Consider the following 26,313-nt stretch of genomic DNA (forward strand, 5'->3'; position numbering starts at 1 on the left):
TAACATAACAATACAGGGACCGCGGGCCGGGTGCAAGCGGTCGGCGGGGCGTGATGGGCTAGAGAATCGGGCCGATGGTCGCGACGGCGTTCTGCCAGATCCGCTGGCGCAGGGGCCAGCCGCGGACCGTGGCCAGGGTGATCTCCTTCGAACGGGCGAGATACTCGGCCTGGCGCGCCTCGATGGTCGCGGTGGTGGCGCGGTCGTGCAGCAGGATGTTGTTCTCGTAGTTCAGGTCGAAGCTGCGCAGGTCGAGGTTGGAGGAGCCGATAAGGGCGGTGGCCCCGTCGATCGTGAGGGTCTTGGCGTGCAGCAGCCCGCCCTCGAACTCGTGGATCCGGCAGCCGGCCTCGAGCAGCTGGCGGTAGTAGCTGCGGGAGGCGGCGCGGACGATCAGGCTGTCGTTCCGGCGCGGGAAGACGAGGGTGGTGGCGACGCCGCGGTTGGCGGCGGCGGCGAGGGCGGAGAGCACTGTGGCGTCGGGGACGAAGTAGGGGGTGGTCAGCGTGATGCGCTCCTGCGCGGCGGCCAGCAGGGTGGCGAAGAGCTGGGGCGTGGCGCCGGGGCGGAGAGTGGGGCCGTCGCCCAGGGCGACGGCGGGAAAGCCGGGAGCGGGAGATGCGAGGGTCGGGTCCGAGGATGACGGGGCGCGGGGGGCGGGAGATGCGAGGGCCGGGGCCGGGGATGACGGGGCGCGGGCGGGGGCGATGGCGAGCTGGGTGAGCGGGGTGCCGGTGGCGGCCATCCAGTCGGAGGCGAAGAGCAGGGCGTTCTGGGTGACGACCGGGCCGGTGAAGCGCAGCATGATGTCGACCCAGGGCGCGAAGCGGTGCTTGGGCCGGAAGGCCGGGTCGGCGGCATTGCCGGAGCCGCACCAGGTGACCCGGCCGTCGATGACGGTGATCTTGCGGTGGTTGCGCAGGTCGATCCGGGCGGTCAGCAGGGTGCGGAGCGGCTTGTCGAGGGGCAGGGCGGTGGCGGTGTGCACGCCGGCATCGCCCATCTCCTTCCAGAGGGCGGAGCGCAGCATGGCCCGCGACCCCAGCGCATCGGCCATGGCGCGGACCAGAACGCCGCGGCGGGCGGCGCGGATCAGGGCGCGCGCCAGCGCCGTGCCGGTCTCGTCCTGCAACCAGATGTAGAACATCACGTGGACGTGGTCGGTGGCGGCGTCGATGTCGGCGATCATCGCGTCGCGGGCGGCGGCGCCATCCTCCAGCAGGGTGGCCTCGTTGCCGGGCGCGGGGGTGAAGCCGTTGATCGAGGCGGCGGTGCGGAAGGCGGGGCGGATCTGGGGCGGCAGCGCGCTGGTGGCATCGGTCTGCGGGTGGGCGCGGAGCCACTCGTCGATCTGGGCGAAAATGTAGCTGTCGTGCCGGGCCGCCTCGTGGCCGATGTCGACCTCGCCGAAGAGGAAATAGGCGGCGGTGCCGATGTAGGGCACGGCGGCCAGCACCACGAACCAGGCCATGCGGGCGGGCGGCGAGAGGTCGTCGCGCAGCAGGATGCGCAGGGTGAAGCCGATGACCAGCAGGGCGTGGAGGGTGAGGAGCAGGGTGATCATGGGTCAGCCTTGCAGGTCGAGCACGATGGGCAGGTGGTCGGAGGCGCGGGCGGCGGCGGGCGAGTGGTGCACATGGGCCGAGGCGTGGCTGACCCCGAGCAGGGCGAAGCGGTCGAGCGCGACGGTGGGCCGGGAGGCGTGAAAGCTGGGGCCGGGCGCGAGGAGGCGAAAGTGCGAGGCCTCGCCCTTGCGCCCGCGCCACATGTTGAAATCGCCGCCGATCACCACCGGCCCCTCGGGAAAGCGGCTTTCCAGCGTGGAGAGCTGGCGGGTGCGGGTGCGGGGGGTGAGGCCGAGGTGGACGCCGACCACGGTGACGCCGGCGACCCGAGCGGCGACGGCCCCGCGGGGCTCCAGCGAGGGCAGGTGCAGGCGCTGGGGCCGTTCGGTGCGCAGCCGCGACAGGATGGCGTTGCCGTGCCAGCCGTGGCTCGCCGGGCGCAGGTTGACCGGGGCGAAGCGGTAGCCCATGTCGCCCAGCGCCTCGGCGGGCAGCACGCCCGCGCGGGAGCCGAAGCGGCGGTCGGCCTCCTGGAGCAGGACCACGTCGGCGTCGATCTCCTCGAGCACCGCGAGGATGCGGGCCGGGTCGCGCCGCCAGTCGAGCCCGACGGCCTTGCGGATGTTGTAGCTGGCGATCCTCATCTGCGGCGCAGGGGGCGCGACGGGGAGCGCGACGGGGGGCGGGTCGGGGCGGCGGCAGGGGGCATGACGATCTCTCCGGGGCGGGCTGCAATACAGGGTGCCGCCTGGGGGCGGGGAGTCAATGCGGAGCGGGGGCGCGGGGTTCCGGCGGGTGGCGCGCTTCGGGGTCAGGCCTTGCGGCGGCGGACGTGCTTGGGCCTCACGTGATGCTCGATCTCGTCGTAGAGCTTGCCGACCACGTTCTTGCCGGTGGCCGCCTCGATCCCCTCGAAGCCGGGCGAGCTGTTGACCTCCAGCACGCGCGGGCCCTCGGCGGCGCGCAGCATGTCGACCCCGGCCATGCCCAGCCCGAAGGCGCGGGCGGCGCGGGCGGCCGTTTCGCGCTCTTCCCTGGAGATCCGCACGGCGGTGGCGGTGCCGCCGCGGTGCAGGTTGGAGCGGAAGTCGCCCTCGGCGCCCTTGCGCTTCATCGAGGCCACCACCTTGCCGCCGACCACGAGGCAGCGGATGTCCTCGCCGGCGGCCTCCTTCACGAAGTCCTGCACCAGGAAGTTGGCGTTGAGGCCGCGGAAGGCGTCGATCACCGACTCGGCGGCCTTGCGGGTTTCGGCCAGCACCACGCCCTTGCCCTGGGTGCTTTCCAGCAGCTTGACGATCAGCGGCGCGTTGCCCGCCAGCGCGATCAGGTTGTGGGTGTCCTTGGGCGAGGCGGCGAAGGCGGTGTCGGGCATGGGCACCTTGGCGCGCGACATGATCTGATGCGCGTGGAGCTTGTCGCGGGAAGCGGTGATGCCGTGCGACGGGTTGACCGAGAAGGTGCCGATGGTCTCGAACTGGCGCACGATGGCGGTGCCGTACTGGGTGACGGAGGCGCCGATCCGGGGGATCACCGCGTCGTAGCGGGGCAGGCGCTTGCCGTCGTAATGCACCTCGGGCGCGAGGGTGGAGATGGCCATGTAGCAGCGGGTGGTGTCGATCACCTCCACGGTATGGCCGCGCTTCTCGCCCTCCTCGACCAGGCGGCGGGTGGAATGGTTGTTCTCGCGCGAGAGCACGGCGATGCGCAGGGCGCGCGGCGGCTGGGCGGCGCGGACGGAGGGGCTGTGGTAGACCTCGTAATCCAGCTCGGGCTGGCAGAAGCGGTCGGTCGCGTGGATGTTGATCGCCTCGTGCAGGGCCTGCCGGCCGAGCAGCATCCGGGAGGCCATGGTGGAGCGGTCGGTCAGCGTGACCTCGATGGGCCAGCGGGTGCCGGCGACCTCGAGCGGGGTTTCGATGACGTAGCGTAGTTCCTTCTCGCCGTTGGAGGAGGTGATCTCGCGGCGGTCGGAAATGGCGGCGGAGCAGGGGATCAGCAGATCCTCCCGGCCGGGAATCGGGTGCACGGTGAATCGCACCTTGGGCCGCGCCTGGGGGCCGAAGGTTTCGATGTCGGAGGCGTGCAGCGCCGAGGTGCGGGCGCCGGTATCGACCTTGGCCCTCAGGGCCGGCAGGCCCAGCGCGGGCAGGGCGATCCATTCTTCCCAGCCGAACTGGAGGGGGGTGGGCGCGGGACCGGTCATGGGAGGCTGGCTCCTTGGCATTTGGTTTCAACTGTCGGATATGGAGCGCCAAGGAGACGGTCTCATGACGACGCGCGTGACATACGAAGTGAAGGCGAGGGACGGCAAGGCCCGATTGGGTGTGCTGTCGACGCCGCGAGGGGAGATCCGCACGCCGGCCTTCATGCCGGTGGGCACGGCGGCGACGGTGAAGGCGATGCTGCCCGAGAGCGTGGCGGCCACCGGGGCCGACATTCTGCTCGGCAACACCTATCACCTGATGCTGCGGCCCGGCGCGGAGCGGGTGGCTCGCCTGGGCGGGCTGCATGGCTTCATGAACTGGGAGAAGCCGATCCTGACCGACTCGGGCGGCTTTCAGGTGATGAGCCTGGCCGATCTGCGCAAGCTGACCGAGAAGGGCGTGACCTTTCGCAGCCATGTGGACGGGTCGAAGCACTTTCTCTCGCCCGAAACCTCGATGGAGATCCAGCGGCTGCTCGGATCGGATATCGTGATGTGTTTCGACGAGTGCCCGGCGCTGCCTGCCGAGGAGGCGGCGGTGGCCGAGAGCATGCGGCTCTCGATGCGCTGGGCGGAGCGCTCGAAGGCGGCCTTTGGCGACCGGCCGGGGCACGCGCTCTTCGGCATCCAGCAGGGTGGCGTGACGGAGGCGTTGCGCGGCGAGAGTGCCGAGGCGCTGAGGGCGATCGGCTTTGACGGCTATGCCATCGGCGGGCTTGCGGTGGGCGAGGGGCAGGAGGCGATGTTCGGCGTGCTCGACTATGCGCCGGGGATGCTGCCCGAGGACAAGCCGCGCTACCTGATGGGCGTGGGCAAGCCCGATGATATCGTCGGCGCGGTGAAGCGGGGCGTGGACATGATGGATTGCGTGCTGCCCTCGCGGAGCGGGCGCACCGGGCAGGCCTGGACCCGCCGGGGGCAGGTGAACCTCAAGAACGCCCGCCACGCCGACGACCCGCGCCCGCTCGACGAGCACTGCACCTGCCCGGCCTGCCGGGGTTATTCACGGGCCTATCTGCACCACGTCTTCCGGGCGGGCGAGATGATCTCGGGGATGCTGCTGACCTGGCACAACCTGCATTACTACCAGGAGCTGATGGCGGGGATGCGCGCGGCCATTGCCGAGGGGCGGTTCGCGCAGTTCGAGGCCGAGTTTCACGCGATGCGGGCGGAGGGGGACATTCCGCCGCTGTGAGGCGGGGCTCGCCCGGCACTCATGCGTTACCGAATTATGCCCTATCGCGGTATCGTGTAACGTATCGGTTGCGCCGAATCTCCCCGGAGCGTAGATTTCTCCCGGCGAGCAGGGAGGAATACGCATGGCCGGAGAGGCTTTCATCTGTGACGGGGTGCGCACGGCGATCGGGCGTTATGGCGGGGCGCTGTCTTCGGTGCGGGCGGATGACCTGGCGGCGGTGCCGATCCGGGCGCTGATGGCCCGCAACGCGGGGCTGGACCCGGCGGCGATCGACGATGTGATCTATGGCTGCGCCAACCAGGCGGGGGAGGACAACCGCAACGTGGCGCGGATGGCGCTGTTGCTGGCGGGCCTGCCCGAGACGGTGCCGGGGGCGACGATCAACCGGCTGTGCGCGAGCGGGATGGATGCGATCGGCACGGTCGCACGCGCGATCAGGGCGGGAGATTACGACCTCGCCCTTGCCGGCGGCGTGGAGAGCATGAGCCGCGCGCCCTTTGTGATGGGCAAGGCCACCAGCGCCTTTTCGCGGGCGGCGGAGATCTACGACACCACCATCGGCTGGCGCTTCGTGAACAAGGCGATGAAAGCGGCCCATGGCACCGACTCGATGCCCGAGACCGCCGACAACGTGGCCGCCGATTGGGGCGTGAGCCGCGCGGATCAGGATGCCTTTGCGGCGCGCTCGCAGGCCCGCTGGGCCGGGGCGGACGCGGCCGGGATCTTTGCGCAGGAGATCGTTCCGGTGGAGGTTCCGCAGCGCAAGGGCGAGCCGCTGGTGGTGGACCGCGACGAGCACCCGAGGCCGGGCACGACCGCCGAGCAGCTTGGGCGGCTCAAGGGGGTCAACGGGCCGGAGCTGACGGTGACCGCAGGCAATGCCTCGGGCGTGAACGACGGGGCGGCGGCGCTGCTGGTCGCTTCTGAGGCCGCCGCGCAGGCGCAGGGGCTCACGCCGATGGCGCGGATCGTGACCATGCAATCGGCGGGCGTTGCGCCGCGGGTCATGGGGATCGGCCCGGTGCCGGCGGTGCGCAAGGCGCTGGCGAAGGCGGGGCTGGAGATCGGCCAGATGGACGTGATCGAGCTGAACGAGGCCTTTGCCGCCCAGGGCATCGCCGTGCTGCGCGACCTCGGCGTGGCGGAGGATGCGGCCCATGTGAACCCCAACGGCGGGGCCATCGCGATTGGCCATCCGCTCGGAATGAGCGGCGCGCGGCTGGTGCTGACGGCGGCGCGGGAGTTGCAGCGGCGCGGCGGGCGCTACGGGCTCTGCACCATGTGCGTGGGTGTGGGGCAGGGGGTTGCCCTCATCATCGAAAGGGTCTGAGCCATGTATGCACAGATGATCAAGTCCGAGGGCGGCAAGAGCCGTGCGGAGATGAGCCCGCAGGAGGCGGCGTTTCAGGACCGGATCGACGCGGGCGAGACCATCGAGCCGCAGGACTGGATGCCGGAGGGCTATCGGAAGACGCTGATCCGGCAGATCGGCCAGCATGCCCATAGCGAGATCGTGGGGCAGCTGCCGGAGGGCAACTGGATCACCCGCGCGCCGACGCTGGAGCGCAAGGCGATTTTGCTCGCCAAGGTGCAGGACGAGGCGGGGCACGGGCTCTACCTGTATTGCGCCGCCGAGACGCTGGGGATCAGCCGCGACGACATGACGGAGCAGCTGCTTTCGGGCCGGATGAAATACTCCAGCATCTTCAACTATCCCACGCTGAGCTGGGCCGATATCGGCGCGGTGGGCTGGCTGGTGGATGGCGCGGCGATCATGAACCAGGTGCCGTTGCAGCGGACGAGTTATGGGCCCTATTCGCGGGCGATGATCCGGATCTGCAAGGAGGAGAGCTTTCACCAGCGGCAGGGCTTCGACATCATGATGAAGATGGCGAAAGGGACGGAGGCGCAGCGGCGGATGGCGCAGGATGCGCTGGACCGGTTCTGGTATCCGTCGCTGATGATGTTCGGGCCGAGTGACGCGGAGAGCGTGCATTCGGCGCAAAACATGGCCTGGCGGATCAAGATCAACGGCAATGACGAGCTGCGCCAGAAGTTCGTGGACCAGACGGTGCCGCAGGCGGAGTACCTCGGGCTGACGGTGCCCGACGAGAAGCTGGCCTGGAACGAGGAGAAGGGCGGCTACGACTTTTCGGAGCCCGATTGGGAGGAGTTCTTTGCCGTGCTGAAGGGGCAGGGGCCGGAGAGCGCCGAGCGGATGAAGGCGCGGCGCGATGCCTGGGAGGAAGGCCAGTGGGTGCGCGATGCGATGAGCGCCCATGCGGCGAAGAAGGCGGCGCGGCGGGAGGCGGCGGAGTGAGCGGCAAGGTGCGGGGGAGTGAGCGGCGTCATCCTCGGGCTTGACCCGAGGATCTCGTGGAATGAGGCCCTCGGGTCAAGCCCGAGGGTGACGGTGGAACGGGGATGCTGGAGGCCCTCGGGTCGAGACTGAGGGTGACAGTGGAGTTGGGGGGCTGGAGATCCTCGGGTCAGGCCCGAGGATGACGGAGAAAGGGAGCAGGCGATGAGCAGGGAATGGCCGTTGTGGGAGGTGTTCATCCGGGGCAGCCACGGGATGAGCCACCGGCATGTGGGGAGCCTGCATGCGGCGGATGCCGAACACGCGCTGCTCTCGGCGCGGGATGTGTATACGCGGCGCAACGAGGGGGTCTCGATCTGGGTGGTGCCCTCGGTGCAGATCACCGCCTCGAACCCCGATGACAAGGGGCCGTTCTACGAGCCGTCGCAATCGAAGGTTTACCGGCACCCCAGCTTCTTCGACATCCCCGACGACGTGGGGGCGATGTGATGCTGGATGCGGGCTTCGACCCGGTCGGCGCGCTGGCGCTCCGGATGGGAGACAACGCGCTGATCCTCGGGCACCGGGTGAGCGAGTGGTGCGGGCGGGCGCCGGTGCTGGAGGAGGACATCGCGCTGGCCAATATCGCGCTCGACCTGATCGGGCAGGCGCAGCTCTGGCTCGGGCTGGCCGGGGAGAGCGCAGGGAAGACGGCCGATGAGCTGGCGTTTCTGCGCGATGCCTGGGACTTCCGGTGCCTGCTGCTGGTGGAGCAGCCGAACGGGGATTTCGGGCGCACGGTGATGCGGCAGTTTCTCTTCGATGCCTGGCATGTGGAGATGCTGCGGGGCCTGTGCGCCTCGTCGGAGCCTCGGATTTCGGAGATCGCGCAGAAGGCGGTGCGGGAGGTGGACTATCACCTCGAGCGCTCCTCGGCGCAGGTGGTGGCCCTCGGCGACGGCACCGAGGAGAGCCACGCGCGGATGCAGGCGGCGCTCGACTGGCTCTGGCCCTGGGCGGGCGAGGCGCTGGTGGCCGATCCGGTGGATGTGGCGCTGGCCGAGGAAGGGATTGCGCCTGCGCCGGAGGCGGTGCGGCCGGGCTGGGAGGCGACGCTAAGGCGCGTGCTGGGGGAGGCGAGTTTGGCCCTTCCGGAGAGCGATTTTGCCCATCGTGGCGGCAAGGATGGCAAGCGCCATTCCGAGGCGCTGGGGCATCTGCTGACCCAGATGCAATGGCTCCAGCGCGCCTATCCGGGGGCGACATGGTGAGCGTGGCCACATCGCGCCTGTCCGAGGCGGAGGCCTGGGAGGTGCTGGCGGGCGTGCCGGACCCGGAGATCCCGGTGATCAGCCTCGTCGACCTGGGGGTGATCCGGGGGCTGGGCTACGAGGGCGCGCTGCTGGTTGTCACGGTGACGCCGACCTATTCGGGCTGCCCGGCGACGGCGGTGATCAACATGGAGATCGAGGCGGCCCTGCGCGCGGCGGGGGTGGAGCAGCTGGAGCTGCGCCGCCAGCTCGCGCCGCCCTGGACGACCGACTGGCTCTCCGAGGCGGGCCGCGCCAAGCTGGAGGCCTATGGCATCGCCCCGCCGCAGCCCGCGGGCGGGCCGGAGCGCTGCCCGCGTTGCGGATCGGACAACCTGAGCAAGGTCAGCCAGTTCGGCTCCACCCCCTGCAAGGCGCAGTGGCGCTGCGGCGACTGCCTGGAACCCTTCGACTACTTCAAGTGCATCTGACATGGCCCGATTTCTCCCCCTCACCGTGACCGACGTGCGCCCGACCACCCGCGAGGCGGTGGTGGTGACGCTCAGGCCCGACGACCCCGAGGCCTTTGCCTTCGTCCAGGGCCAATACCTGACCTTCCGGGCGGTGATCGACGGCACCGAGATCCGGCGCAGCTATTCGATCTGCTGCGGCGTGGGCGAGGGGTTGCAGGTGGGGATCAAGCGGGTCGAGGGCGGGGCCTTCTCGTCCTGGGCCAATGACAACCTCAAGCCCGGGATGCGGCTCGAGGCGATGCCGCCGGCGGGGCGGTTCTTCGTGCCGCTGGAGGCGGGCCTGGCGCGGCATTACCTCGGTTTCGCCGGCGGCTCGGGGATCACGCCGGTGCTCTCGCTCATCCGCACCACGCTGGCGCGGGAGCCGCAGGCGCGGTTCACGCTGGTCTATGCCAATCGCGCGGCGGCGACGGTGATGTTTCGCGAGGAGCTGGAAGACCTGAAGAACCGCCACATGGGGCGGTTGCAGGTGATCCACGTGCTGGAGCACGACGCGCAGGAGGTGCCGCTGTTCTCGGGCCGGGTGGACGGCGAGAAGGTGGCGGCGCTGTTCTCGGGGTTGATCGAGTCGGAGGGGGTGGACGTGGCCTTCATCTGCGGGCCGGAGCCGATGATGCTGGCGATTTCGGAGGCGCTGAAGGCGGCGGGGTTGCGCGACGATCAGATCAGGTTCGAGCTTTTCACCTCCGACCAGCCGGGGCGGCTGCCGCAGCGGGCGGCGGCGGCGGTGGCGGCGGGGGCGGCGGGCGCCAAGGCGCTGGTCACGCTCGACGGCGTGACGCGGACGCTGGTGGTGGAACCGGGGCAGACGGTGCTGGAGGCCGGGCTGGCGGCCTCGCTTGAGCTGCCCTTTGCCTGCCGCAAGGGCGTGTGCTCGACCTGCCGCTGCCGGGTGCTGGAGGGCGAGGTGGAGATGGCGGCGAACCATGCGCTGCAGGATGACGAGGTGGCCAAGGGCTACGTGCTGAGTTGCCAGAGCCACGTGATCTCGGACCGGGTGGTGGTGAGCTACGACGCGTGATCCGCAGGTCGGAACAAGTCCCGGCCTGCGCTTCCGCCCCGGCCTGTGCCAGAAGGACCGCATGGACTGGACAGCCCCGATCGACGGCTATTGCGAGCGGCTCTCCCCGGCGTTCTGGGCGGAGCCGGTCAATGCCCTCACCAACGCGGCCTTCCTGCTGGCGGCGTTGGTCGCACTCCTGCACGCGCGTCGGATCGGGCAGGCGCGGGGCGCGGTCACCGTGCTCTGCCTGCTGCTCGCCGCCATCGGGATGGGCTCGCTTGCCTTTCACACCTTCGCGACGCGCTGGGCCGCGCTGGCGGATGTGGTGCCGATCCAGCTCTTCTCGCTGGTGGCGCTGGTCGCCGGGCTGCACCGGTTCACCGGGGCGCAGGGGCGCCGGACAGCCCTGCTGGTGCCGCCGGTGCTGGCGCTGCTCATTGGCGCCACATGGGGGCTTGCGCTGATCGCGCCGCCCCTGCTGCGCGGGGCGGTGGGCTATGCGCCGGCCTTTCTCTCGCTCTGGGGCTTCGCCGCTCTCACCGCGGCGCAGCGCAGCCCGCCCTTTGGGCGGATGGCCACGGCGGCGCTGGTCTTCACCGCCTCGCTCACCGCCCGCACGCTCGACGGGCCGCTCTGCGCGGTGCTGCCGCTCGGCACCCATTGGCTCTGGCACCTCGCGAACGCGGTCACGCTGGCGCTGGTGATCGGGGTGCTGGCGCGGCAGGGGGCGCTGCTGCGGCGGCGCCAGGAGCGGCGGGCAGATTGCCCGCCCCACGGACCGTCGCCAAGTGGCAGGCTGACAGACCGGCCTACCTGTCCACGGGCAGCCCGCTGGGCACGGTATCGGGCACGCCGAGGCGGCCGTCGATGGCGGGCTGGTCGGTGAGGCTTTCGAGAAAGGCCATGATCGCATCGGTCTCGGCCGCCGAGAGCGGCCTGTCCTCGACCTCGATGGCGGCCTCCAGCGCGGCGCGGTCGGCGGCGTCGGAGAGCGGGCCCAGCGCGTCATGCTCGAGCGCGGCGAGGCGGGCGGGGGCGCCGGTGTAGGCGGCGAGCGCGGCGCGTGGGGCGGCATGGGCCTGCACGAAGTCGCGCAGATCGGCATAGGCGCCGGAATGGCCATAGGGGGCGGTGGCCGTCACGTTGCGCAGGGACGGCGTGCGGAAGGCATAGGCATCCTCCGCGCGGCCGGTCACCCCCATGCGGCCGATGTCGCTGTGGTGGGTCTCGAAGGCCATGCGCTTGCCGGGGCCGATCTGGGGCACGCCCATGGCGTGAAAGCCGTGGTCGGTTTGCAGGGCGCCGGCGTGACAGCCCGAGCAGCCGGCCGCGCCGTAGAAGAGCTTTGCGCCCTCGAGGGCCTCGGCCGAAAGCGCGGCGGCGTCACCGCGCAGGAAGGCATCGAAGGGGGCCATGTCGGCCCGCCACTCGAAGGCCATGAAGGCGGCGATGGCGTTGGAGATATCGGTAAAGTGCAGCGGGCGGCCTGCGGCCACCTCGGGGTAGACCGCCTCGAAACGCTGCTGGTAATCCCCCGCGCCCTCGACGCGCCGGGCGATGATGTCCCAGGCGCCGCCGGGGCCGGTGATCCGGCCCGAGCGCACCGCCTTGGCGATGTCGTTTTCCTTCACGTGGCCTGCCATCTCGTCGGCCGAGAGCACCGGGAACATGGTTTGCGCCGACAGGATGCCGGAAAAGCCCACCTCCATGTCTTCGCCCATCGGGGTGCGGAAGCCGGATGTGCGGGCCGGGTCCACCTCGATGCGGCCGTCGTGGAAGAGCACGGTGACCTGAGTGGCCCCGAGGTTGAAGAGCGCGGGCGCGTTGCGGGGGATGAACTCGGTGGGGTAGTTGGCGGGGTCGGCCACCCGGTCGGGGCCGAGGCCGATGCCGCCCTCGCCCATGCCGAGCGAAAGCCCGTCGGAGGTGGCGAAACGGGGGTGGTGGCAGGTGGCGCAGGCGATGTTGCGGTTGCCCGAGAGGATCGGGTCGTAGAACAGCAGTTGCCCGAGCGCGGCCTCGGCCTCGTTCACGGCGATGAAGTCGGCCTCGGTCAGCGGGGCGGGGAACTCCTGCGCGGCGGCGGTGACCGGGAAGGCGAGGGCGAGCAGCAGGCTACGCATAGGCGGCGGCCTTCTCTTCGAGCGTGATGACGCAGGGCTCGGCCAGGGGTTCACCGCCGGGAAACAGCGGGTGGTGCTTTTGTGCGCCCTTCAGCCAGCCGCCGAGGATGATGCGGCCCATCACCGCCACCGCAGCGAAGGTGCTGCCCTGCGCGGGCGGCAGGCCCTCGGGCAGCACCTTTCCCTTGGGGATGTTCACCCGTGCCTTGAGCGGGCCGAGGCGGTCCTTGTCGGCGATGGTGTGGGTGATCGCGCCGAAGAAGGGGTATTTCGGGCCGGGGCCGGTGTTGCCGAGCGGCGTGGTGCAGCAGGCTGCATACCAGCGGGCGAGACCCTTGGGCGAGAGGCGCAGGGCGGCGATGTGCTCGGCACCGCGGGCGATGGCGAGCCGGTCGCAGCGGACCTGGAGGATCTCGGTGCCGTCGCCCGCATCGAGAATGTCGGCCCGGCCCAGCACCCGGGCGAAGGCGCGGCAGGCGTTGCAGTGGCAGATCACCCGGTTGCCCTGGGGCGGGCGGGACCGGGCGGCGATGTGCAACTGAACCTTGCCGCAATCGCAGGTGAGGGGGATCGGATCCATGGCTGCGCCTCCCGTCGCGGGGGCGACAATAGGGCAGGACGCGCGGGCAGGGAACACCCCGCGACTGCGCCGGGCCAGGGCCTTCACAAAAGTGATTCGAAAAGTCCTTCCCATGCGAATCACCTTGCGTTACTGTCGGATCAGACCCGGAAAACCGGGCGTTTCGAGGCAGTCAGGCAGTCTGATGACAGAGATGGTTTTCGGCACGGCACCCGTGGGCGCGGGCGAGCCGGTGCTCCCCAAGTGGTGGCGGACGATCGACCGGTGGTCGATGTCGGCCATACTCCTGCTGTTCGGGGTCGGGCTGCTGCTCGGCCTGGCCGCTTCGCCGCCGCTGGCGGCACGAAACGGGCTGGACCCCTTCTATTACGTGCAGCGCCAGGCCTTCTTCGGGGGGCTCTCGCTGGTGGTGATGTTCGCCTTCTCGATGATGAACCCCAACCTCGTGCGCCGCCTCGCGGTGCTGGGGTTCTTCGTGTCTTTCGTGGCGCTGATGCTGCTGCCGTTCTTCGGCACCGACTTCGGCAAGGGCGCGACCCGGTGGTTTTCGCTGGGGTTTGCCAGCGTTCAGCCCTCGGAGTTCCTCAAGCCCGGCTTCGTGGTGCTGGCGGCCTGGCTGATGGCGGCCTCGCAGCAGGTGGCGGGCCCTCCGGGCAAGAGCTTTTCGTTCATCCTGGCGGTGATCATCGTGCTGCTGCTCGCGCTGCAGCCGGACTTCGGGCAGGCCTGCCTGATCCTCTTTGCCTGGGCGGTGATGTATTTCGTGGCCGGAGCGCCGATCACGCTGCTGGTGGTGGTGGCCGGGATGGTCGTGGTGGGCGGGCTGACCGCCTATGAGGGCTCGGAGCACTTTGCCCGCCGGATCGACGGCTTCCTGAACCCCGATCTCGACCCGCGCACCCAGCTGGGCTACGCGACCAACGCCATCATCGAAGGCGGGTTCTTCGGGGTCGGCGTGGGCGAGGGGCAGGTGAAGTGGTCGCTGCCCGATGCGCACACCGACTTCATCATCGCGGTGGCGGCGGAGGAATACGGGCTGGTGCTCGTGCTCGCCATCATCCTGCTTTACGCCTCGATCGTCGTGCGCTCGCTGCTGCGGCTGATGCGCGAGCGCGACCCCTTCATCCGGCTTGCGGGCACCGGGCTGGCCTGCATGTTCGGCGTGCAGGCGATGATCAACATGGGCGTGGCGGTGCGGCTGCTGCCGGCCAAGGGCATGACGCTGCCCTTCGTCTCCTACGGCGGCTCCTCGATGATCGCCGGGGGCATCCTGGTGGGGATGCTGCTGGCCTTCACCCGGACCCGGCCGCAGGGCCAGATCGGCGATATCCTGCTGCGGAGAGGCCCGTGACAGGAAACCTGCTTCATATTCCTGCCGAAAGGACACACTCCCCCGGCTGCGATCCCAGGCAGGCCGGAGCAGGACAATGACGCAGCCTCTACTCATCATCGCCGCGGGGGGCACCGGCGGGCACATGTTTCCGGCGCAGGCGCTGGCGGAGGCGATGCTGGCGCGGGGCTGGCGGGTGAAGCTCTCGACCGACGCGCGGGGCGCGCGCTACGTGGGCGCCTTTCCCGACGCGGTGCAGATCGAGGTGATGTCGAGCGCCACCTTCGCGCGGGGCGGGGCATTGGCCAAGCTGGCGGTGCCGTTCCGGATTGCGGGCGGGACGATCTCGGCCATGGTCCGGATGCTGCGCGACACGCCCGCCGTGGTGGTGGGCTTTGGCGGCTACCCCTCGATCCCGGCGCTGGCCGCCGCCATGCTGCTCAAGCGGCCAAGGGCGATCCATGAGCAGAACGGCGTGCTGGGGCGGGTGAACGAGCTTTTTGCCAAGCGGGTTCATGCCGTTGCCTGCGGCACGTGGCCGACCGAGCTGCCCGAGGGTGTGCAGGGCCATGACATCGGCAACCCGGTGCGCGGGGCGATCCTCGACCGGGCCGGCGCGGGCTACATCGCGCCGGGCGATTACCCGATGTCGATCCTCGTGATGGGCGGCAGCCAGGGTGCGCGCATCCTGAGCGACGTGGTGCCCGAGGCCATCGCGGCGCTGCCGGAGCATCTGCGCCGGCACATCCGGGTGAGCCACCAGGCCCGGCCCGAGGACGAGGCGCGGGTGGTGGCCTATTACGAGCAAGCGGGTATTCCGGCCACGGTGCAGCCCTTCTTCGCCGACGTGCCGGAGCGCATGGCCGAGGCGCAGCTTGTCATCACCCGGGCGGGGGCCTCGACGGTGGCGGACCTGAGCGTGATCGGGCGGCCCTCGATCCTGATCCCGCTGGCCGCCGCCATCCGTGACGAGCAGACAGCCAATGCCCGTGGGCTGGTGGACGCGGGCGCGGCCATCCTGATCCCCGAGAAACGGCTTGACCCCGAGAGCCTCGCGGCGCAAATCCAGACAATTCTCGACACCCCCGAGGGGGCCAGCCAGATGGCACGGGCGGCGCTCTCCACCGGCAAGCCCGACGCGACCATGCGCCTGGTGGAGCTGGTCGAGGGGCTGGCAGAACAACGAACGGCGGAACCGACCGGAGAAAACTCCGGCGAGCAGTGAAGAGGCAGTGACATGGACGGAAGCAATATCATGCAGGGTGTAACCAAACTCCCGACGCAGCTTGGGGCGATCCACTTCGTCGGAATCGGCGGCATCGGCATGTCGGGCATCGCCGAGGTTCTGCTTAATTTCGGCTACCAGGTTCAGGGCTCCGACCTGAAGAAGAGCAAGATCACCGACCGGCTGGAGAAGCTGGGGGCCACGATCTACGAGGGCCAGGCCGCCGAGAACCTGGAGAACGCGGAGGTGATCGTGATCTCCTCCGCGATCAAGCCGGGCAACCCCGAGCTCGACGCCGCTCGCGCCAAGGGCCTGCCGGTGGTGCGCCGCGCCGAGATGCTTGCCGAGCTGATGCGGCTGAAGTCCAACATCGCGGTGGCCGGCACCCACGGCAAGACGACGACCACCACCATGGTGGCCGCGCTGCTCGACGAGGGCGGGATCGACCCCACGGTGATCAACGGCGGCATCATCCACGCCTATGGTTCCAACGCCCGGATGGGGCAGGGCGAGTGGATGGTGGTGGAGGCCGACGAGAGCGACGGCACCTTCAACCGCCTGCCCGCGACCATCGCCATCGTCACCAACATCGACCCCGAGCACATGGAGCACTGGGGCTCGATCGAGAACCTGCGCCAGGGCTTTCTCGACTTCGTCTCCAACATCCCGTTCTACGGGCTGGCGGTGTGCTGCACCGATCATCCCGAGGTGCAGGCGCTGGTGGGCAAGGTGACCGACCGGCGCGTGGTGACCTACGGCTTCAATGCCCAGGCCGACGTGCGGGCGGTGAACCTGACCTACAAGGCGGGCGTGGCGCATTTCGACATCCGCCTGCAGGCCGAGGACATGGTGATCGAGGGCTGCTCCCTGCCGATGCCGGGCGACCACAACGTGTCAAACGCCCTGTCGGCGGTGGCCGTGGCGCGGCATCTCGGGATGAAGGCCGAGGAGATCAAGGCGGCGCTGGCGAACTTCGGAGGGGTCAACCGCCGCTTCACCCGCGTGGGCGTGGTCAACGGCGTGACCATCATCGACGACTACGGCCACCACCCGGTGGAGATCGCCGCGGTGCTGAAGGCCGCGCGCCAGGCCACCGAGGGCCGGGTGATCGCCGTGCACCAGCCGCACCGCTACTCGCGGTTGTCGAACCTCTTCGACGACTTCTGCGCCTGTTTCAACGAGGCCGACGTGGTGGCGATTGCCGAGGTCTATGCCGCCGGCGAAGATCCGATTCCGGGCGCGAGCCGCGATGATCTGGTGGCCGGGCTCATTGCCCATGGCCACCGCCATGCCCGCGCGATCCTCAGCGAGGACGACCTGGTGCGGCTCGTGCGCGAGCAGGGCCGGGAGGGCGACATGGTGGTCTGCCTCGGGGCGGGCACGATCAGCCAATGGGCCAACGCCCTGCCGGAGAGGCTGAAGGGCTGAGGCCGGGAGAGGGCCGATGCCTGTTTTCGTGACTTTCGCGGCGCTCGCCATCGCCGCCGCCATGATCGTTGCCCGCCCGCTCTGGGCGCTGACGGTGCTGGTGGTGCTGATGCTGGCGAGCGCGCTGCTGATGGCCGCCTTCGAAGTGAGGCCGGACTGGGCCGCGGGCCTGATCGCGCAGAGCGCGGCGGCGGGGCCGCTGGCGCTGGTGCCGCTGGCATGCGGCGTGGCCCTGGGCCTGCTGATCCGGCGCAGGGAGGCGCGGCGTGGCTGAGCCGGGGACCCGCCGGAGCGCACCGGAGCCGCGCGCTTTTCGCGCCGCCGTTAACCCTTGGGCGACCGTTTTGGGCGCAGGATCGGAGCGGAAGCCGCTGCGCGTGCCGCCGACCGCGCCGGACGAGAGGACTGCGCCATGAGCCCGCTCCTGATCGCCGCCCTGCTCTGGGTCTTTGCCGCGACCGCCACGGCCTTTCTGCCGATGCGCTGGCAGATCGTGCCGGGGCTCGCGCTGATTGCCGGGGCGGTGGTGCTGATCGGGCTGATACTTGCCGACTACGGGCCGGTGCCGGGTGTGCTGGCGCTGGCTGTCTTTGTCTCCTTCTTCCGCCGCCCGCTCGGGCATCTGTTGCGCAAACTCACCGGGAGGGCCGGGGCATGACGCCGTCGCTCATCTGCTTCTTCGCCTGGGCGCTGGCCGCCAACCTCGCGGCGATGATCCCCTCGAAAGACAACCACTGGACCCGGGCCTATGTGCTGATCGCCGCGGGGATCCCGCTGCTGGGCTGGGTGACCTACCAGAACGGGCCGTTGATCGGGATCATCTGCATGGCCGCCGGGGCCTCTGTGCTGCGCTGGCCGGTGGTCTACTTCTGGCGCTGGATCCGCAGCGGCGGGCGCGGCAAGGCCGGAAGCTGAGGCCCGGGCTTGCCAGCCGCGCCGGGGCCGCCGATGCTGCGCGCATGTTTCACGAACTCCACGCCGTGGCCGCCGGGGCGGCGCTTGTCTTCGGGCTGATCGGTTTCGGGCTGCGCTGGATGAGCCCGCTTGGCGGGGCGATCTACCTCGGCGGGATGCTGGCGATCTGCCTCGGGCTGAGGCTCTGGCTCGGGCGCGGCCCGGTGGGCTGGGACAACGTGGGCCACGCCTTTCTGCTCTACTGGGTGCTGCTGCCGGGGTTGGCGGGGGCTTTCGTGGGGATGGCGCTAGCGTGGTGGCGGACCAAGGGCGGCTGATGCGCGGCCCGGCTTGCACCCGCGCCGCCGCCCGGCAATAACGCCCCCCATGACAGAGCTTCCCGAAGTGCGTGGTGTTCTCACGCCGAACCGTCCCTTGAACGATCTCACCTGGCTGCGCGTGGGCGGGCCGGCGGACTGGCTGTTTCAGCCGGCGGACATCGAGGATCTTCAGGCCTTCCTGGCGGCGCTGGACCCGGCGATCCCGGTCTTTCCGATGGGCGTGGGGTCCAACCTGATCGTGCGCGACGGGGGCATCCGGGCGGTCGTCATCCGGCTGGGGCGGGGGTTCAACGGGATCGGGATCGAGGGCACGCGCGTCACCGCGGGGGCGGCGGCGCTCGATGCCCATGTGGCGCGGAAGGCCGCCGCCGAGGGGGTGGACCTGACCTTTCTGCGGACCATTCCGGGCTCCATCGGCGGGGCGGTGCGGATGAATGCGGGCTGCTATGGCACCTATGTGGCCGACCATCTGGAAAGCGTGCAGGTGGTGCTGCGCGACGGCACGCTGGCCACGCTGCCTGCCGAGGCGCTGGAGCTGCGCTACCGCCAGTCGACCCTGCCCGAGGGCGCGGTGATCGTGGCGGCGAGCCTTGTCGGGCCGAGGGGGGCGCCGGCGGAGCTGGAGGCGCGGATGGCCGACCAGCTGGCCAGGCGCGACGCGACCCAGCCCACGAAGGACCGCACCGCGGGCTCGACCTTTCGCAACCCCGCCGGGTTCAGTTCCACCGGCCAGGCCGACGACACCCACGAGCTGAAGGCCTGGAAGCTGATCGACGACGCCGGGATGCGGGGTGCCCGCGAGGGCGGGGCTGTGATGAGCGAGAAGCACTCGAACTTTCTCACCAACGCCGAGAACGCCACCGCCGCGGAGCTGGAGAATCTCGGCGAGCGCATCAGAAAAAAGGTTTACGAAACCAGCGGCGTAACATTAGAGTGGGAGATCATGAGGGTCGGCGAACCGGCCCCTGAAAAGGCAGGCGGCTGAGCGCTCAACGAAGCGGCTCAAGCATCAACGAAAACAAGGGCGAGACGCGCGAACTCAACGCGCGAGACCCATCGCCCGGTGACAGAGGCGGACATGTCGAGCAGGGCAGTCCAGAGCATTGCCGTCCTGATGGGCGGTCCTTCGGCAGAGCGCGAGGTTTCGCTCTCGACCGGCCGTGAATGCGCCAAGGCGCTCCGGTCGGAGGGCTTTGACGTGACCGAGATCGACGCGGGCGAAGACGTGGCCGAACGGCTGAAGGCGCTGGCCCCCGACGTGGTGTTCAACGCGCTGCATGGCCGCTGGGGCGAGGATGGCTGCATCCAGGGCCTGCTCGAGTGGCTGAAGATCCCCTACACCCATTCCGGCGTTCTGGCCTCGGCCACGGCGATCGACAAGGAGCGGACCAAGGCGGTCTACCGCGCCCACGGGTTGCCGGTGGCCGAGAGCCGGCTGGCCTGCCGCGACGATATCGAGGCGCGCCACGTGCTACCGCCGCCCTATGTGGTCAAGCCCTACAACGAGGGCTCCTCGGTGGGCATCTACATCGTCCGCGAGGACGCCAACACGCCGCCGAAGCTGGCCGAGGATGCGGCGGAGGTGCTGATGGTGGAGGCCTTCGCGCCGGGGCGCGAGCTGACCTGCACGGTGATGGGCGACCGCGCCCTCGGCGTGACCGAGATCCTCACCGAGGGCTGGTACGATTACCACGCCAAGTATGCCGCCGGCGGGTCGCGCCATGTGTGCCCGGCGGAGATTCCGGCCGAGATCACGCAGGCCTGCCAGGCCCATGCGCTGACCGCCCATGAGGCGCTGGGGTGCCGGGGGATCAGCCGGACGGACTTTCGCTGGGATGACGGCAAGGGCGCCGCGGGCCTTGTGCTGCTCGAAACCAACACCCAGCCCGGCATGACCCCCACGTCGCTCAGCCCCGAGCATGCCGCCCATGCGGGCTTCACCTTCGGCGCCTTCTGCCGCTGGATCGTGGAGGATGCCTCATGCGGGCGCTGAGGGGCAGTGAGCCGGTGCGGCGCGAGCCCCCCGTGAGGCGCGACCCGGCGCCGTCGCGCGTGGCCTACCGGCTGGAGCGGATGTGGCTGACGCCCTTCTATCGTCGCCTGCTGCGCGTGGGGCTGCCCAGTGCCGCCGTGGCCCTGGCGGTGACCTGGTACTTCTCCGACGAAGGCCGCCGCAGCCAGATCACCGATGCCTTTGCCGAGGCGCGGCGGTCGGTGGAGGAGCGGCCCGAGTTCATGGTGAAGATGCTGGCCGTGGAGGGCGCCTCGGAGGAGCTGGCCGGCGACATCCGGGCGCTGGTGCCCTACGAGTTTCCGCTGTCGAGCTTCGACATGGACCTCGACACCACCCGCGAGACCATCGAGCAGCTCGATGCCGTGGCCCGCGCCCATGTGCGCATCAGGCCCGGCGGCGTGCTTCTGGTGGAGATCGAGGAGCGCATTCCGGTGTTGGTCTGGCGCAAGCGGGACGGCTCGCTTCAGATGATCGACGTGGAGGGGCACACGGTGGCCCCCCTGATCTCGCGCGGGCTGCGGCCCGACCTGCCGCTGGTGGTGGGGCGCGGGGCCGACAGGCCCGAGGCGGTGGCCGAGGCGCAGGCGATCTATGCCGCCGCCCTGCCGCTCGCCGGGCGGCTGCGCGGCATCATCCGCCGCGGCGAGCGCCGCTGGGACGTGGTGCTGGACCGGGATCAGGTGATCCAGCTGCCCGAGACCGGCGCGGTGGCCGCGCTGGAGCGCGTCATCGCGCTCGACGAGGCAGAAGACATGCTGGGCCGCGATCTCGCGGTCATCGACATGCGAATTCCCGGCCGTCCGACCCTGCGGATGGCCCCCGGAGCGGTGGACGAGTTCCGCCGCATCAAATCGCTCGAAATCGGAGGCTCGAACGGCTGATGACCGATCTCTATGACACCCAGCGCGCCATGCGGCGGATGCGCAAGCAGGCAATGGACCGTGGCGTGATCGCCATTCTCGACGTGGGCACCAGCAAGATCGCCTGCCTGGTGCTGCGGTTCGACGGACCGGGGCGGTTTCGGGAGTCCGACGGGGTGGGAAGCCTTGCCGGGCAGTCGAGCTTTCGGGTGATCGGCGCGGCCACCACCCGCTCGCGCGGGGTGAGCTTTGGCGAGATCGACGCCATGCAGGAGACCGAGCGCGCCATTCGCACCGCCGTTCAGGCGGCGCAGAAGATGGCGGGCGTGCGGGTGGATCACGTGATTGCCGCCTTTGCAGGCGCCCGGCCGCGCAGCTACGGGCTGGACGGCGCCATCGAGCTGGCCGACAGCGTGGTGAGCGAGGCCGACGTGGCCCGCGTGCTGGCCTCCTGCGTGGTGCCGGACTTCGGGCAGGGGCGGCAGGCGCTGCATGCGCATCCGGTGAACTTTGCCATCGACCATCGCTCCGGCCTGATCGACCCGCGCGGCCAGATCGGCAACCGGCTGGCCGCCGACATGCACCTGCTGACGATCGAAACGAGCGTGGTGCAGAACCTGCTCTACTGCATCAAGCGCTGCGACCTGGAGCTTGCCGGCCTGGCCAGCTCTGCCTATGTCAGCGGCCTTTCGGCGCTGGTGGAGGACGAGCAGGAGCTCGGCTCGGCCTGCATCGACCTGGGCGGCGGCGCGACGACGCTCTCGGTCTTCATCAAGAAGCACATGATCTATGCCGACAGCGTCCGGCTGGGCGGCGATCACATCACCCGCGACATTAGCCAGGGTCTCCAGGTGAGCCCGCAGAAGGCCGAGTGGATCAAGACCCGCCATGGCGGCGTGGTGGCGACCGGCATGGACGACCGCGAGATGATCCCGCTCGGCGGCGAGACGGGCGACTGGGAGCACGACCAGCGCCGGGTGTCGCGCAGCGAGCTGATCGGCATCATGCGTCCTCGCGTGGAGGAGATCCTCGAGGAGGTGCGCACGCGGCTCGACGCGGCGGGCTTCGACCATCTGCCCTCCCAGAAGATCGTGCTGACCGGCGGCGGCAGCCAGATTCTCGGGCTCGACGAGCTGGCGAGCCGGATCCTCGGCCAGCAGGTGCGGCTTGGCCGCCCGCTTCGGGTGCAGGGGTTGCCGCAGGCCGCCACCGGCCCGGCCTTCTCGGCGGCGGTGGGGCTCTGCCTCTACTCGGCGCACCCGCAGGACGAGTGGTGGGACTTCGACATTCCCGCCGACACCTACCCGGCCCGATCGCTCAAGAGAGCGATGAAATGGTTCCGGGACAACTGGTGACCCCCATATGAGGTGGCATACGCAAGATACCGCCGAACCGGGGAAAAAACTCCACTACAAATTGTGGCATTTTTGCGTTTTTCGGATGACGCATGGTGCCCGAGGCGGTAATGTGCCTTAAATTTCGAGTCATTTTGGGCGGTGGGGCGCCGAAGGTGGCGGACCCGGGGACAGAAACGAAAAGAGACAGGCGGAACAGAAATGACTTTGAACCTCACCATGCCGACCGAATTGGACCTGAAGCCGCGGATCACCGTGTTCGGTGTCGGCGGGGCAGGCGGCAACGCCGTCAACAACATGATCGAGAAAGAGCTCGACGGGGTCGAGTTCGTGGTGGCCAACACCGACGCGCAGGCCCTGCAGCAGTCGGCCGCGCAGAACCGCATCCAGATGGGCGTGAAGGTGACGGAAGGTCTCGGCGCCGGCGCACGGCCCACGGTGGGCGCCGCTGCCGCCGAGGAGACCATCGAGGAGATCATCGACCACCTGGCGGGGGCGCATATGTGCTTCATCACCGCCGGCATGGGCGGCGGCACCGGCACCGGCGCCGCGCCGATCATCGCCCAGGCCGCCCGTGAGCTGGGCGTGCTGACCGTGGGCGTGGTGACCAAGCCCTTCCAGTTCGAGGGCGGCAAGCGGATGCGCCAGGCCGAGGAGGGCGTGGAAGCCCTGCAGAAGGTCGTGGACACGCTGATCATCATCCCGAACCAGAACCTGTTCCGGCTCGCCAACGAGAAGACCACCTTCACCGAGGCCTTCGCGCTGGCCGACGACGTGCTCTACCAGGGCGTGAAGGGCGTGACCGACCTGATGGTGCGGCCGGGCCTGATCAACCTCGACTTCGCCGACGTGCGTGCGGTGATGGACGAGATGGGCAAGGCGATGATGGGCACCGGCGAGGCCGAGGGCGATGATCGCGCCAAGGTCGCCGCGCAGAAGGCCATCGCCAACCCGCTGCTCGACGAGATCAGCCTGAACGGCGCCAAGGGTGTGCTGATCAACATCACCGGCGGGCACGACCTGACCCTGTTCGAGCTGGACGAGGCCGCCAACGAGATCCGCGAGAAGGTGGACAGCGACGCCAACATCATCGTCGGCTCCACGCTGGACACCTCGATGGAAGGCTTCATGCGGGTCTCCGTCGTGGCCACCGGCATCGACGTGATGGACGAGGAGCGCGAGATCCCCGTGCCGCGCCGCTCTATGGCCGCGCCGCTCACCCACACCCAGCAGGCGCCCGAGCCCGCCCCGGCGCCGGTCGAGGCGGCCCCCCTGGCCGCGCCCGCCGTGGCGATCACCGGCGCGCGCCCGGCCGAGCCGCAGATGCCCCGCCAGCCCGAGCCTCAGGCCGAGGCCGAAGAGCCCTCGCTCTTCCCGGCCTTCCGCCCCTCGGCGCGTGACGCGGTGGACAGCCATGCCAGCGACGACGTTCCGCCGCCGGCCTATCGTCCGGCTGCCGAGCCCGAGCCGCTGGAGGCCGCCGAGCCGGTGGCCGAGTACCAGCCCCAGGCCGCTCCGGCCCGTCCGGCCCCCGGCACGCCTTCGGCCGAGGCCCTGGCCCGGCTGCACAACGCGGTCCGCAAGGTGCCCGGCGCCCACACCGGCGAGCAGCCCCGTGCCGCCGCCCCGGCGCCTGCACCGCAGCCGCAACCGCAGCCGCAGCAGCCCGCCGCGGCCGCCGACCAGAAAGCCCGCTTCGGCATCGGCTCGCTGATCACCCGGATGGCCGGTCATGGCGGCGAAGGCCAGCCCGCGGCCCCCGCGCACCGCGAGCCGCCGGTGAGCGCCGCCGCCGCCCAGCAGCCGCGCCCGGCCTACCGCCAGCCGCAGCTGGACCACGAGGAAGAGGTGGATCCCGAGCAGGAGCGCATCGAGATCCCGGCCTTCCTGCGGCGCCAGGCGAACTGATCGCAGTCACGAAATCCAGTTGAGGAAGGGGCCGGGAGACCGGCCCCTTTCTTGTTGTGGGGCAGGGGGTTGCGGCGGGGCTTTGAGGTGATCGGCCAAGTGTTGCCATAGCCCGCGCGGGGGATGTTACAGACCGTTGCAAAGATTGAATTGTGGCGCCCGGCCCTGCCGCCTATCTGGGGTAGCAGCCGGGCGAGCCATGCCCGAGCGATGGCCCGGAGCCTGATCGAGGATCGCCCCAGGCTCTAATACAAGACCGACCAAAGAGGCACGTGGTGCAGACAACGCTCAACAAACCGGTAACGCTCCAGGGCGTGGGCCTGCATTCGGGCCGCCCGGCGCGGATTACCCTGAAACCGGCCATGGCCGACCAGGGCATCTGGTTTCGTCGCACCGATGCGGTGGAGGGCGATGCCTTTCTGCCCGCGCGCTGGGATGCCGTGGTGGAGAGCCCGCTCTGCACCCTGCTGACCAACGATGACGGCGTGAGCCTCTCGACGGTCGAGCACGTGATGGCCGCGCTGGCCGGCTGCGGCGTGCACAATGCGCTCATCGAGGTGTCCGGCCCCGAGGTTCCGATCCTCGACGGATCGGCGGCGCCCTTCGTCTCGGCCATTCTCCGCGCCGGCATCCGCGAGCTCGACGCGCCGGTGCGCGCGATCCGGGTGCTGAAGCCGGTGGAGGTGATGCGCGGCGGGGCGGTGGCCCGGCTGGAGCCTTCGGAGAACCTGCACATCGACTTTTCGATCGACTTCGAGGATGCGGCCATCGGCACGCAGGACAAGTCGATGAACATGGCCAACGGGGCCTTCGTGCGCGAGCTCTGCGACAGCCGCACCTTCTGCCGCGCCGCCGACGTGGAGGCGATGCGGGCCGAGGGCAAGGCGCTTGGCGGCACCTATGACAATGCCGTGGTGGTCGAAGGCGACCGCGTGCTCTCGCCCGGTGGCCTGCGCCACGAGGACGAGCCGGTGCGCCACAAGATGCTCGACGCCTTGGGCGACCTGGCGCTTGCCGGCCACCCGCTGCTGGCCCGCTACACCGGCGAACGTGCAGGTCACGCCATGACCAATGCGCTCCTGCGCGCCCTCTTTGCCGACGAGGCCAACTACGAGGTCGTGATCTGCGACGCCGAGATGGTGCGCCGGCTGCCCGGAACCGGCCTGAAGTCGCGCGATCTGCGGCTGGTGGCCTGAGCCTCGCGCAACGTTGCAGCGAGGACCCTCCGCGCCATTTGAACAGCCGATGTGCGCCAAAGCCATTTTGCCCCGAAAAATCTTGTGCTACACCGCAGTTAATCTCCGCGGGCCTTTCGCCGCGTGGGCAATAAAGACACGGGATTAGAGGCGCATGGCGACTGAGACGGGGCGAGCGGGGCTGGCAGGGATCGTGGCGCTTTCGCTGACCCTGTCCGGGTGCGGCCTGTTCCGCGCGCAGGATCCGGCGGTTGCGCTGGAGAACCAGACACCGGAACAGATCTACCGGCAGGGCGAGGCGACGCTGGAAAACGGCAAGCCCGACGATGCGGCCGAGCTCTTTGCGGAGATCGAGCGGCTCTATCCCTATTCGGTCTGGGCCAAGCGCGCGCTGATCATGCAGGCCTTTGCCTATCACCGCGACCGCGACTACGAGAACAGCCGCGCCACCGCACAGCGCTACATCGACTTCTACCCGGCGGAGGAGGACGCGGCCTATGCCCAGTATCTCCTGGCGCTCAGCTACTATGACCAGATCGACGAGGTCGGCCGCGACCAGGGCCTGACCTTCCAGGCGCTCCAGGCGCTGCGCGACGTGATCGAGAAGTATCCGGACAGCGAATACGCCTCTTCGGCGATCCTGAAGTTCGACCTGGCCTTCGATCACCTGGCTGCCAAGGAGATGGAGATCGGGCGCTACTACCTGCGCGGCGGTCACTACATTGCCGCGATCAACCGCTTCCGGGTGGTGGTGGAGGAATTTCAGACCACCACGCAGACGCCCGAGGCGCTGCACCGGCTGGTGGAGGCCTATCTCTCGCTCGGCCTCACGGCCGAGGCGCAGACGGCGGGGGCGATTCTGGCCTACAACTACCGTTCGACCCAGTGGTACGACGACACCTACACCCTGCTGGCCCGCCGCAACCTTCAGGCCCAGGCCAAGGGCGACAGCTGGTTGCGGCAGATCTATCGCCAGATGATCCGGGGCGAGTGGTTGTAACGGCT

The 26,313-nt window shown here is 69.8% G+C and carries 27 protein-coding genes; 22 read left to right on the top strand and 5 right to left on the bottom strand.

The features are described 5' to 3' along the window. Positions 1-58: 58 nt before the first annotated feature. From BUR94_RS05105 to rimK, 3 genes are all read right to left on the bottom strand, one after another. Positions 59-1,564: a phospholipase D-like domain-containing protein gene (locus tag BUR94_RS05105; RefSeq protein WP_074255152.1), complete on the bottom strand. Its 1,506-nt coding sequence runs from the start codon at positions 1,562-1,564 to the stop codon at positions 59-61. A 3-nt stretch (positions 1,565-1,567) separates the two neighbouring features. Continuing rightward, complete coding sequence (locus BUR94_RS05110; RefSeq protein ID WP_074255153.1) at positions 1,568-2,209, bottom strand: endonuclease/exonuclease/phosphatase family protein; 642 nt, start codon at positions 2,207-2,209, stop codon at positions 1,568-1,570. A gap of 167 nt (positions 2,210-2,376) precedes the next feature. Continuing rightward, the gene (gene rimK, locus BUR94_RS05115; RefSeq protein ID WP_074255154.1) at positions 2,377-3,771 is read right to left on the bottom strand and encodes a 30S ribosomal protein S6--L-glutamate ligase; all 1,395 of its coding nucleotides are present in this window, start codon (positions 3,769-3,771) and stop codon (positions 2,377-2,379) included. 64 nt (positions 3,772-3,835) lie between these two features. Here rimK and tgt point away from each other — a divergent pair, with 64 nt between their 5' ends. From tgt to BUR94_RS05155, 8 genes are all read left to right on the top strand, one after another. Further along, positions 3,836-4,966: a tRNA guanosine(34) transglycosylase Tgt gene (tgt, locus tag BUR94_RS05120; protein WP_074255155.1), complete on the top strand. Its 1,131-nt coding sequence runs from the start codon at positions 3,836-3,838 to the stop codon at positions 4,964-4,966. 124 nt (positions 4,967-5,090) lie between these two features. Further along, the gene (gene pcaF, locus BUR94_RS05125) at positions 5,091-6,299 is read left to right on the top strand and encodes a 3-oxoadipyl-CoA thiolase (RefSeq protein WP_074255156.1); all 1,209 of its coding nucleotides are present in this window, start codon (positions 5,091-5,093) and stop codon (positions 6,297-6,299) included. A 3-nt stretch (positions 6,300-6,302) separates the two neighbouring features. Further along, complete coding sequence (paaA, locus tag BUR94_RS05130; protein ID WP_074255157.1) at positions 6,303-7,289, top strand: 1,2-phenylacetyl-CoA epoxidase subunit PaaA; 987 nt, start codon at positions 6,303-6,305, stop codon at positions 7,287-7,289. Positions 7,290-7,493: 204 nt separating this feature from the next. Beyond that, positions 7,494-7,778 (top strand): 1,2-phenylacetyl-CoA epoxidase subunit PaaB, encoded by a 285-nt coding sequence (gene paaB / locus BUR94_RS05135; protein ID WP_074255158.1) that lies wholly within the window; start codon positions 7,494-7,496, stop codon positions 7,776-7,778. Beyond that, on the top strand, positions 7,778-8,539 hold the full coding sequence (gene paaC / locus BUR94_RS05140; RefSeq protein ID WP_074255159.1) for a 1,2-phenylacetyl-CoA epoxidase subunit PaaC: 762 nt from the start codon (positions 7,778-7,780) through the stop codon (positions 8,537-8,539). Before paaB ends, paaC begins: the two co-directional genes overlap by 1 nt. Continuing rightward, on the top strand, positions 8,533-9,009 hold the full coding sequence (gene paaD, locus BUR94_RS05145; RefSeq protein WP_175570424.1) for a 1,2-phenylacetyl-CoA epoxidase subunit PaaD: 477 nt from the start codon (positions 8,533-8,535) through the stop codon (positions 9,007-9,009). Before paaC ends, paaD begins: the two co-directional genes overlap by 7 nt. A gap of 1 nt (position 9,010) precedes the next feature. Then, positions 9,011-10,072, top strand: a complete 1,062-nt coding sequence (locus tag BUR94_RS05150) for a 2Fe-2S iron-sulfur cluster-binding protein (protein ID WP_074255160.1) — start codon at positions 9,011-9,013, stop codon at positions 10,070-10,072. Between the two features lie 61 nt (positions 10,073-10,133). Then, complete coding sequence (locus tag BUR94_RS05155) at positions 10,134-10,940, top strand: ceramidase domain-containing protein (RefSeq protein WP_074255161.1); 807 nt, start codon at positions 10,134-10,136, stop codon at positions 10,938-10,940. Here the strand turns inward: BUR94_RS05155 and BUR94_RS05160 are convergent. Then, positions 10,864-12,177 (bottom strand): cytochrome-c peroxidase, encoded by a 1,314-nt coding sequence (locus BUR94_RS05160; protein WP_074255162.1) that lies wholly within the window; start codon positions 12,175-12,177, stop codon positions 10,864-10,866. The two genes, BUR94_RS05155 and BUR94_RS05160, sit on opposite strands and share 77 nt — an antisense overlap. Then, positions 12,170-12,757 carry a DUF6151 family protein gene (locus tag BUR94_RS05165; protein WP_074255163.1) on the bottom strand — a complete coding sequence of 196 codons (588 nt, stop codon included), beginning with the start codon at positions 12,755-12,757 and terminating at the stop codon, positions 12,170-12,172. The genes BUR94_RS05160 and BUR94_RS05165 overlap by 8 nt, the downstream gene beginning before the upstream one ends. Positions 12,758-12,941: 184 nt before the next feature. Between BUR94_RS05165 and ftsW the strand changes: the two genes are divergently transcribed. The 14 genes from ftsW (at position 12,942) to BUR94_RS05235 (ending at position 26,308) form a co-directional block, all read left to right on the top strand. Further along, a complete protein-coding gene (gene ftsW, locus BUR94_RS05170; RefSeq protein WP_074255164.1) occupies positions 12,942-14,108 on the top strand; it encodes a putative lipid II flippase FtsW in 1,167 nt (388 codons plus the stop codon). A gap of 76 nt (positions 14,109-14,184) precedes the next feature. Further along, positions 14,185-15,312, top strand: a complete 1,128-nt coding sequence (locus tag BUR94_RS05175; RefSeq protein WP_074255165.1) for a UDP-N-acetylglucosamine--N-acetylmuramyl-(pentapeptide) pyrophosphoryl-undecaprenol N-acetylglucosamine transferase — start codon at positions 14,185-14,187, stop codon at positions 15,310-15,312. Between the two features lie 12 nt (positions 15,313-15,324). Next, the gene (gene murC, locus BUR94_RS05180) at positions 15,325-16,740 is read left to right on the top strand and encodes a UDP-N-acetylmuramate--L-alanine ligase (RefSeq protein WP_074255166.1); all 1,416 of its coding nucleotides are present in this window, start codon (positions 15,325-15,327) and stop codon (positions 16,738-16,740) included. A gap of 16 nt (positions 16,741-16,756) precedes the next feature. Continuing rightward, positions 16,757-17,014, top strand: coding sequence for a hypothetical protein (locus BUR94_RS05185; RefSeq protein WP_074255167.1), 258 nt, complete (start codon positions 16,757-16,759; stop codon positions 17,012-17,014). 138 nt (positions 17,015-17,152) lie between these two features. After that, positions 17,153-17,398, top strand: a complete 246-nt coding sequence (locus BUR94_RS05190; RefSeq protein WP_074255168.1) for a DUF2484 family protein — start codon at positions 17,153-17,155, stop codon at positions 17,396-17,398. After that, positions 17,395-17,655, top strand: a complete 261-nt coding sequence (locus tag BUR94_RS05195) for a DUF2484 family protein (protein WP_074255169.1) — start codon at positions 17,395-17,397, stop codon at positions 17,653-17,655. The genes BUR94_RS05190 and BUR94_RS05195 overlap by 4 nt, the downstream gene beginning before the upstream one ends. 44 nt (positions 17,656-17,699) lie before the next feature. Further along, positions 17,700-17,972: a hypothetical protein gene (locus BUR94_RS05200; RefSeq protein ID WP_074255170.1), complete on the top strand. Its 273-nt coding sequence runs from the start codon at positions 17,700-17,702 to the stop codon at positions 17,970-17,972. Positions 17,973-18,021: 49 nt separating this feature from the next. Then, positions 18,022-18,960 (top strand): UDP-N-acetylmuramate dehydrogenase, encoded by a 939-nt coding sequence (gene murB, locus BUR94_RS05205; protein ID WP_074255171.1) that lies wholly within the window; start codon positions 18,022-18,024, stop codon positions 18,958-18,960. 93 nt (positions 18,961-19,053) lie between these two features. Continuing rightward, on the top strand, positions 19,054-19,968 hold the full coding sequence (locus tag BUR94_RS05210; protein WP_074255172.1) for a D-alanine--D-alanine ligase: 915 nt from the start codon (positions 19,054-19,056) through the stop codon (positions 19,966-19,968). Beyond that, on the top strand, positions 19,956-20,870 hold the full coding sequence (locus BUR94_RS05215; protein WP_074255173.1) for a cell division protein FtsQ/DivIB: 915 nt from the start codon (positions 19,956-19,958) through the stop codon (positions 20,868-20,870). Before BUR94_RS05210 ends, BUR94_RS05215 begins: the two co-directional genes overlap by 13 nt. Next, positions 20,870-22,204, top strand: a complete 1,335-nt coding sequence (ftsA, locus tag BUR94_RS05220; protein WP_074255174.1) for a cell division protein FtsA — start codon at positions 20,870-20,872, stop codon at positions 22,202-22,204. Before BUR94_RS05215 ends, ftsA begins: the two co-directional genes overlap by 1 nt. Before the next feature lie 201 nt (positions 22,205-22,405). Beyond that, a complete protein-coding gene (gene ftsZ, locus BUR94_RS05225; RefSeq protein ID WP_074255175.1) occupies positions 22,406-24,112 on the top strand; it encodes a cell division protein FtsZ in 1,707 nt (568 codons plus the stop codon). Between the two features lie 275 nt (positions 24,113-24,387). Next, positions 24,388-25,308, top strand: coding sequence for a UDP-3-O-acyl-N-acetylglucosamine deacetylase (lpxC, locus tag BUR94_RS05230; protein WP_074257592.1), 921 nt, complete (start codon positions 24,388-24,390; stop codon positions 25,306-25,308). Positions 25,309-25,462: 154 nt separating this feature from the next. Continuing rightward, positions 25,463-26,308: an outer membrane protein assembly factor BamD gene (locus tag BUR94_RS05235; RefSeq protein ID WP_074255176.1), complete on the top strand. Its 846-nt coding sequence runs from the start codon at positions 25,463-25,465 to the stop codon at positions 26,306-26,308. Positions 26,309-26,313: the final 5 nt, after the last annotated feature.

The organism is Vannielia litorea, from assembly GCF_900142295.1.
Classification (GTDB): Bacteria; Pseudomonadota; Alphaproteobacteria; order Rhodobacterales; family Rhodobacteraceae; genus Vannielia; species Vannielia litorea.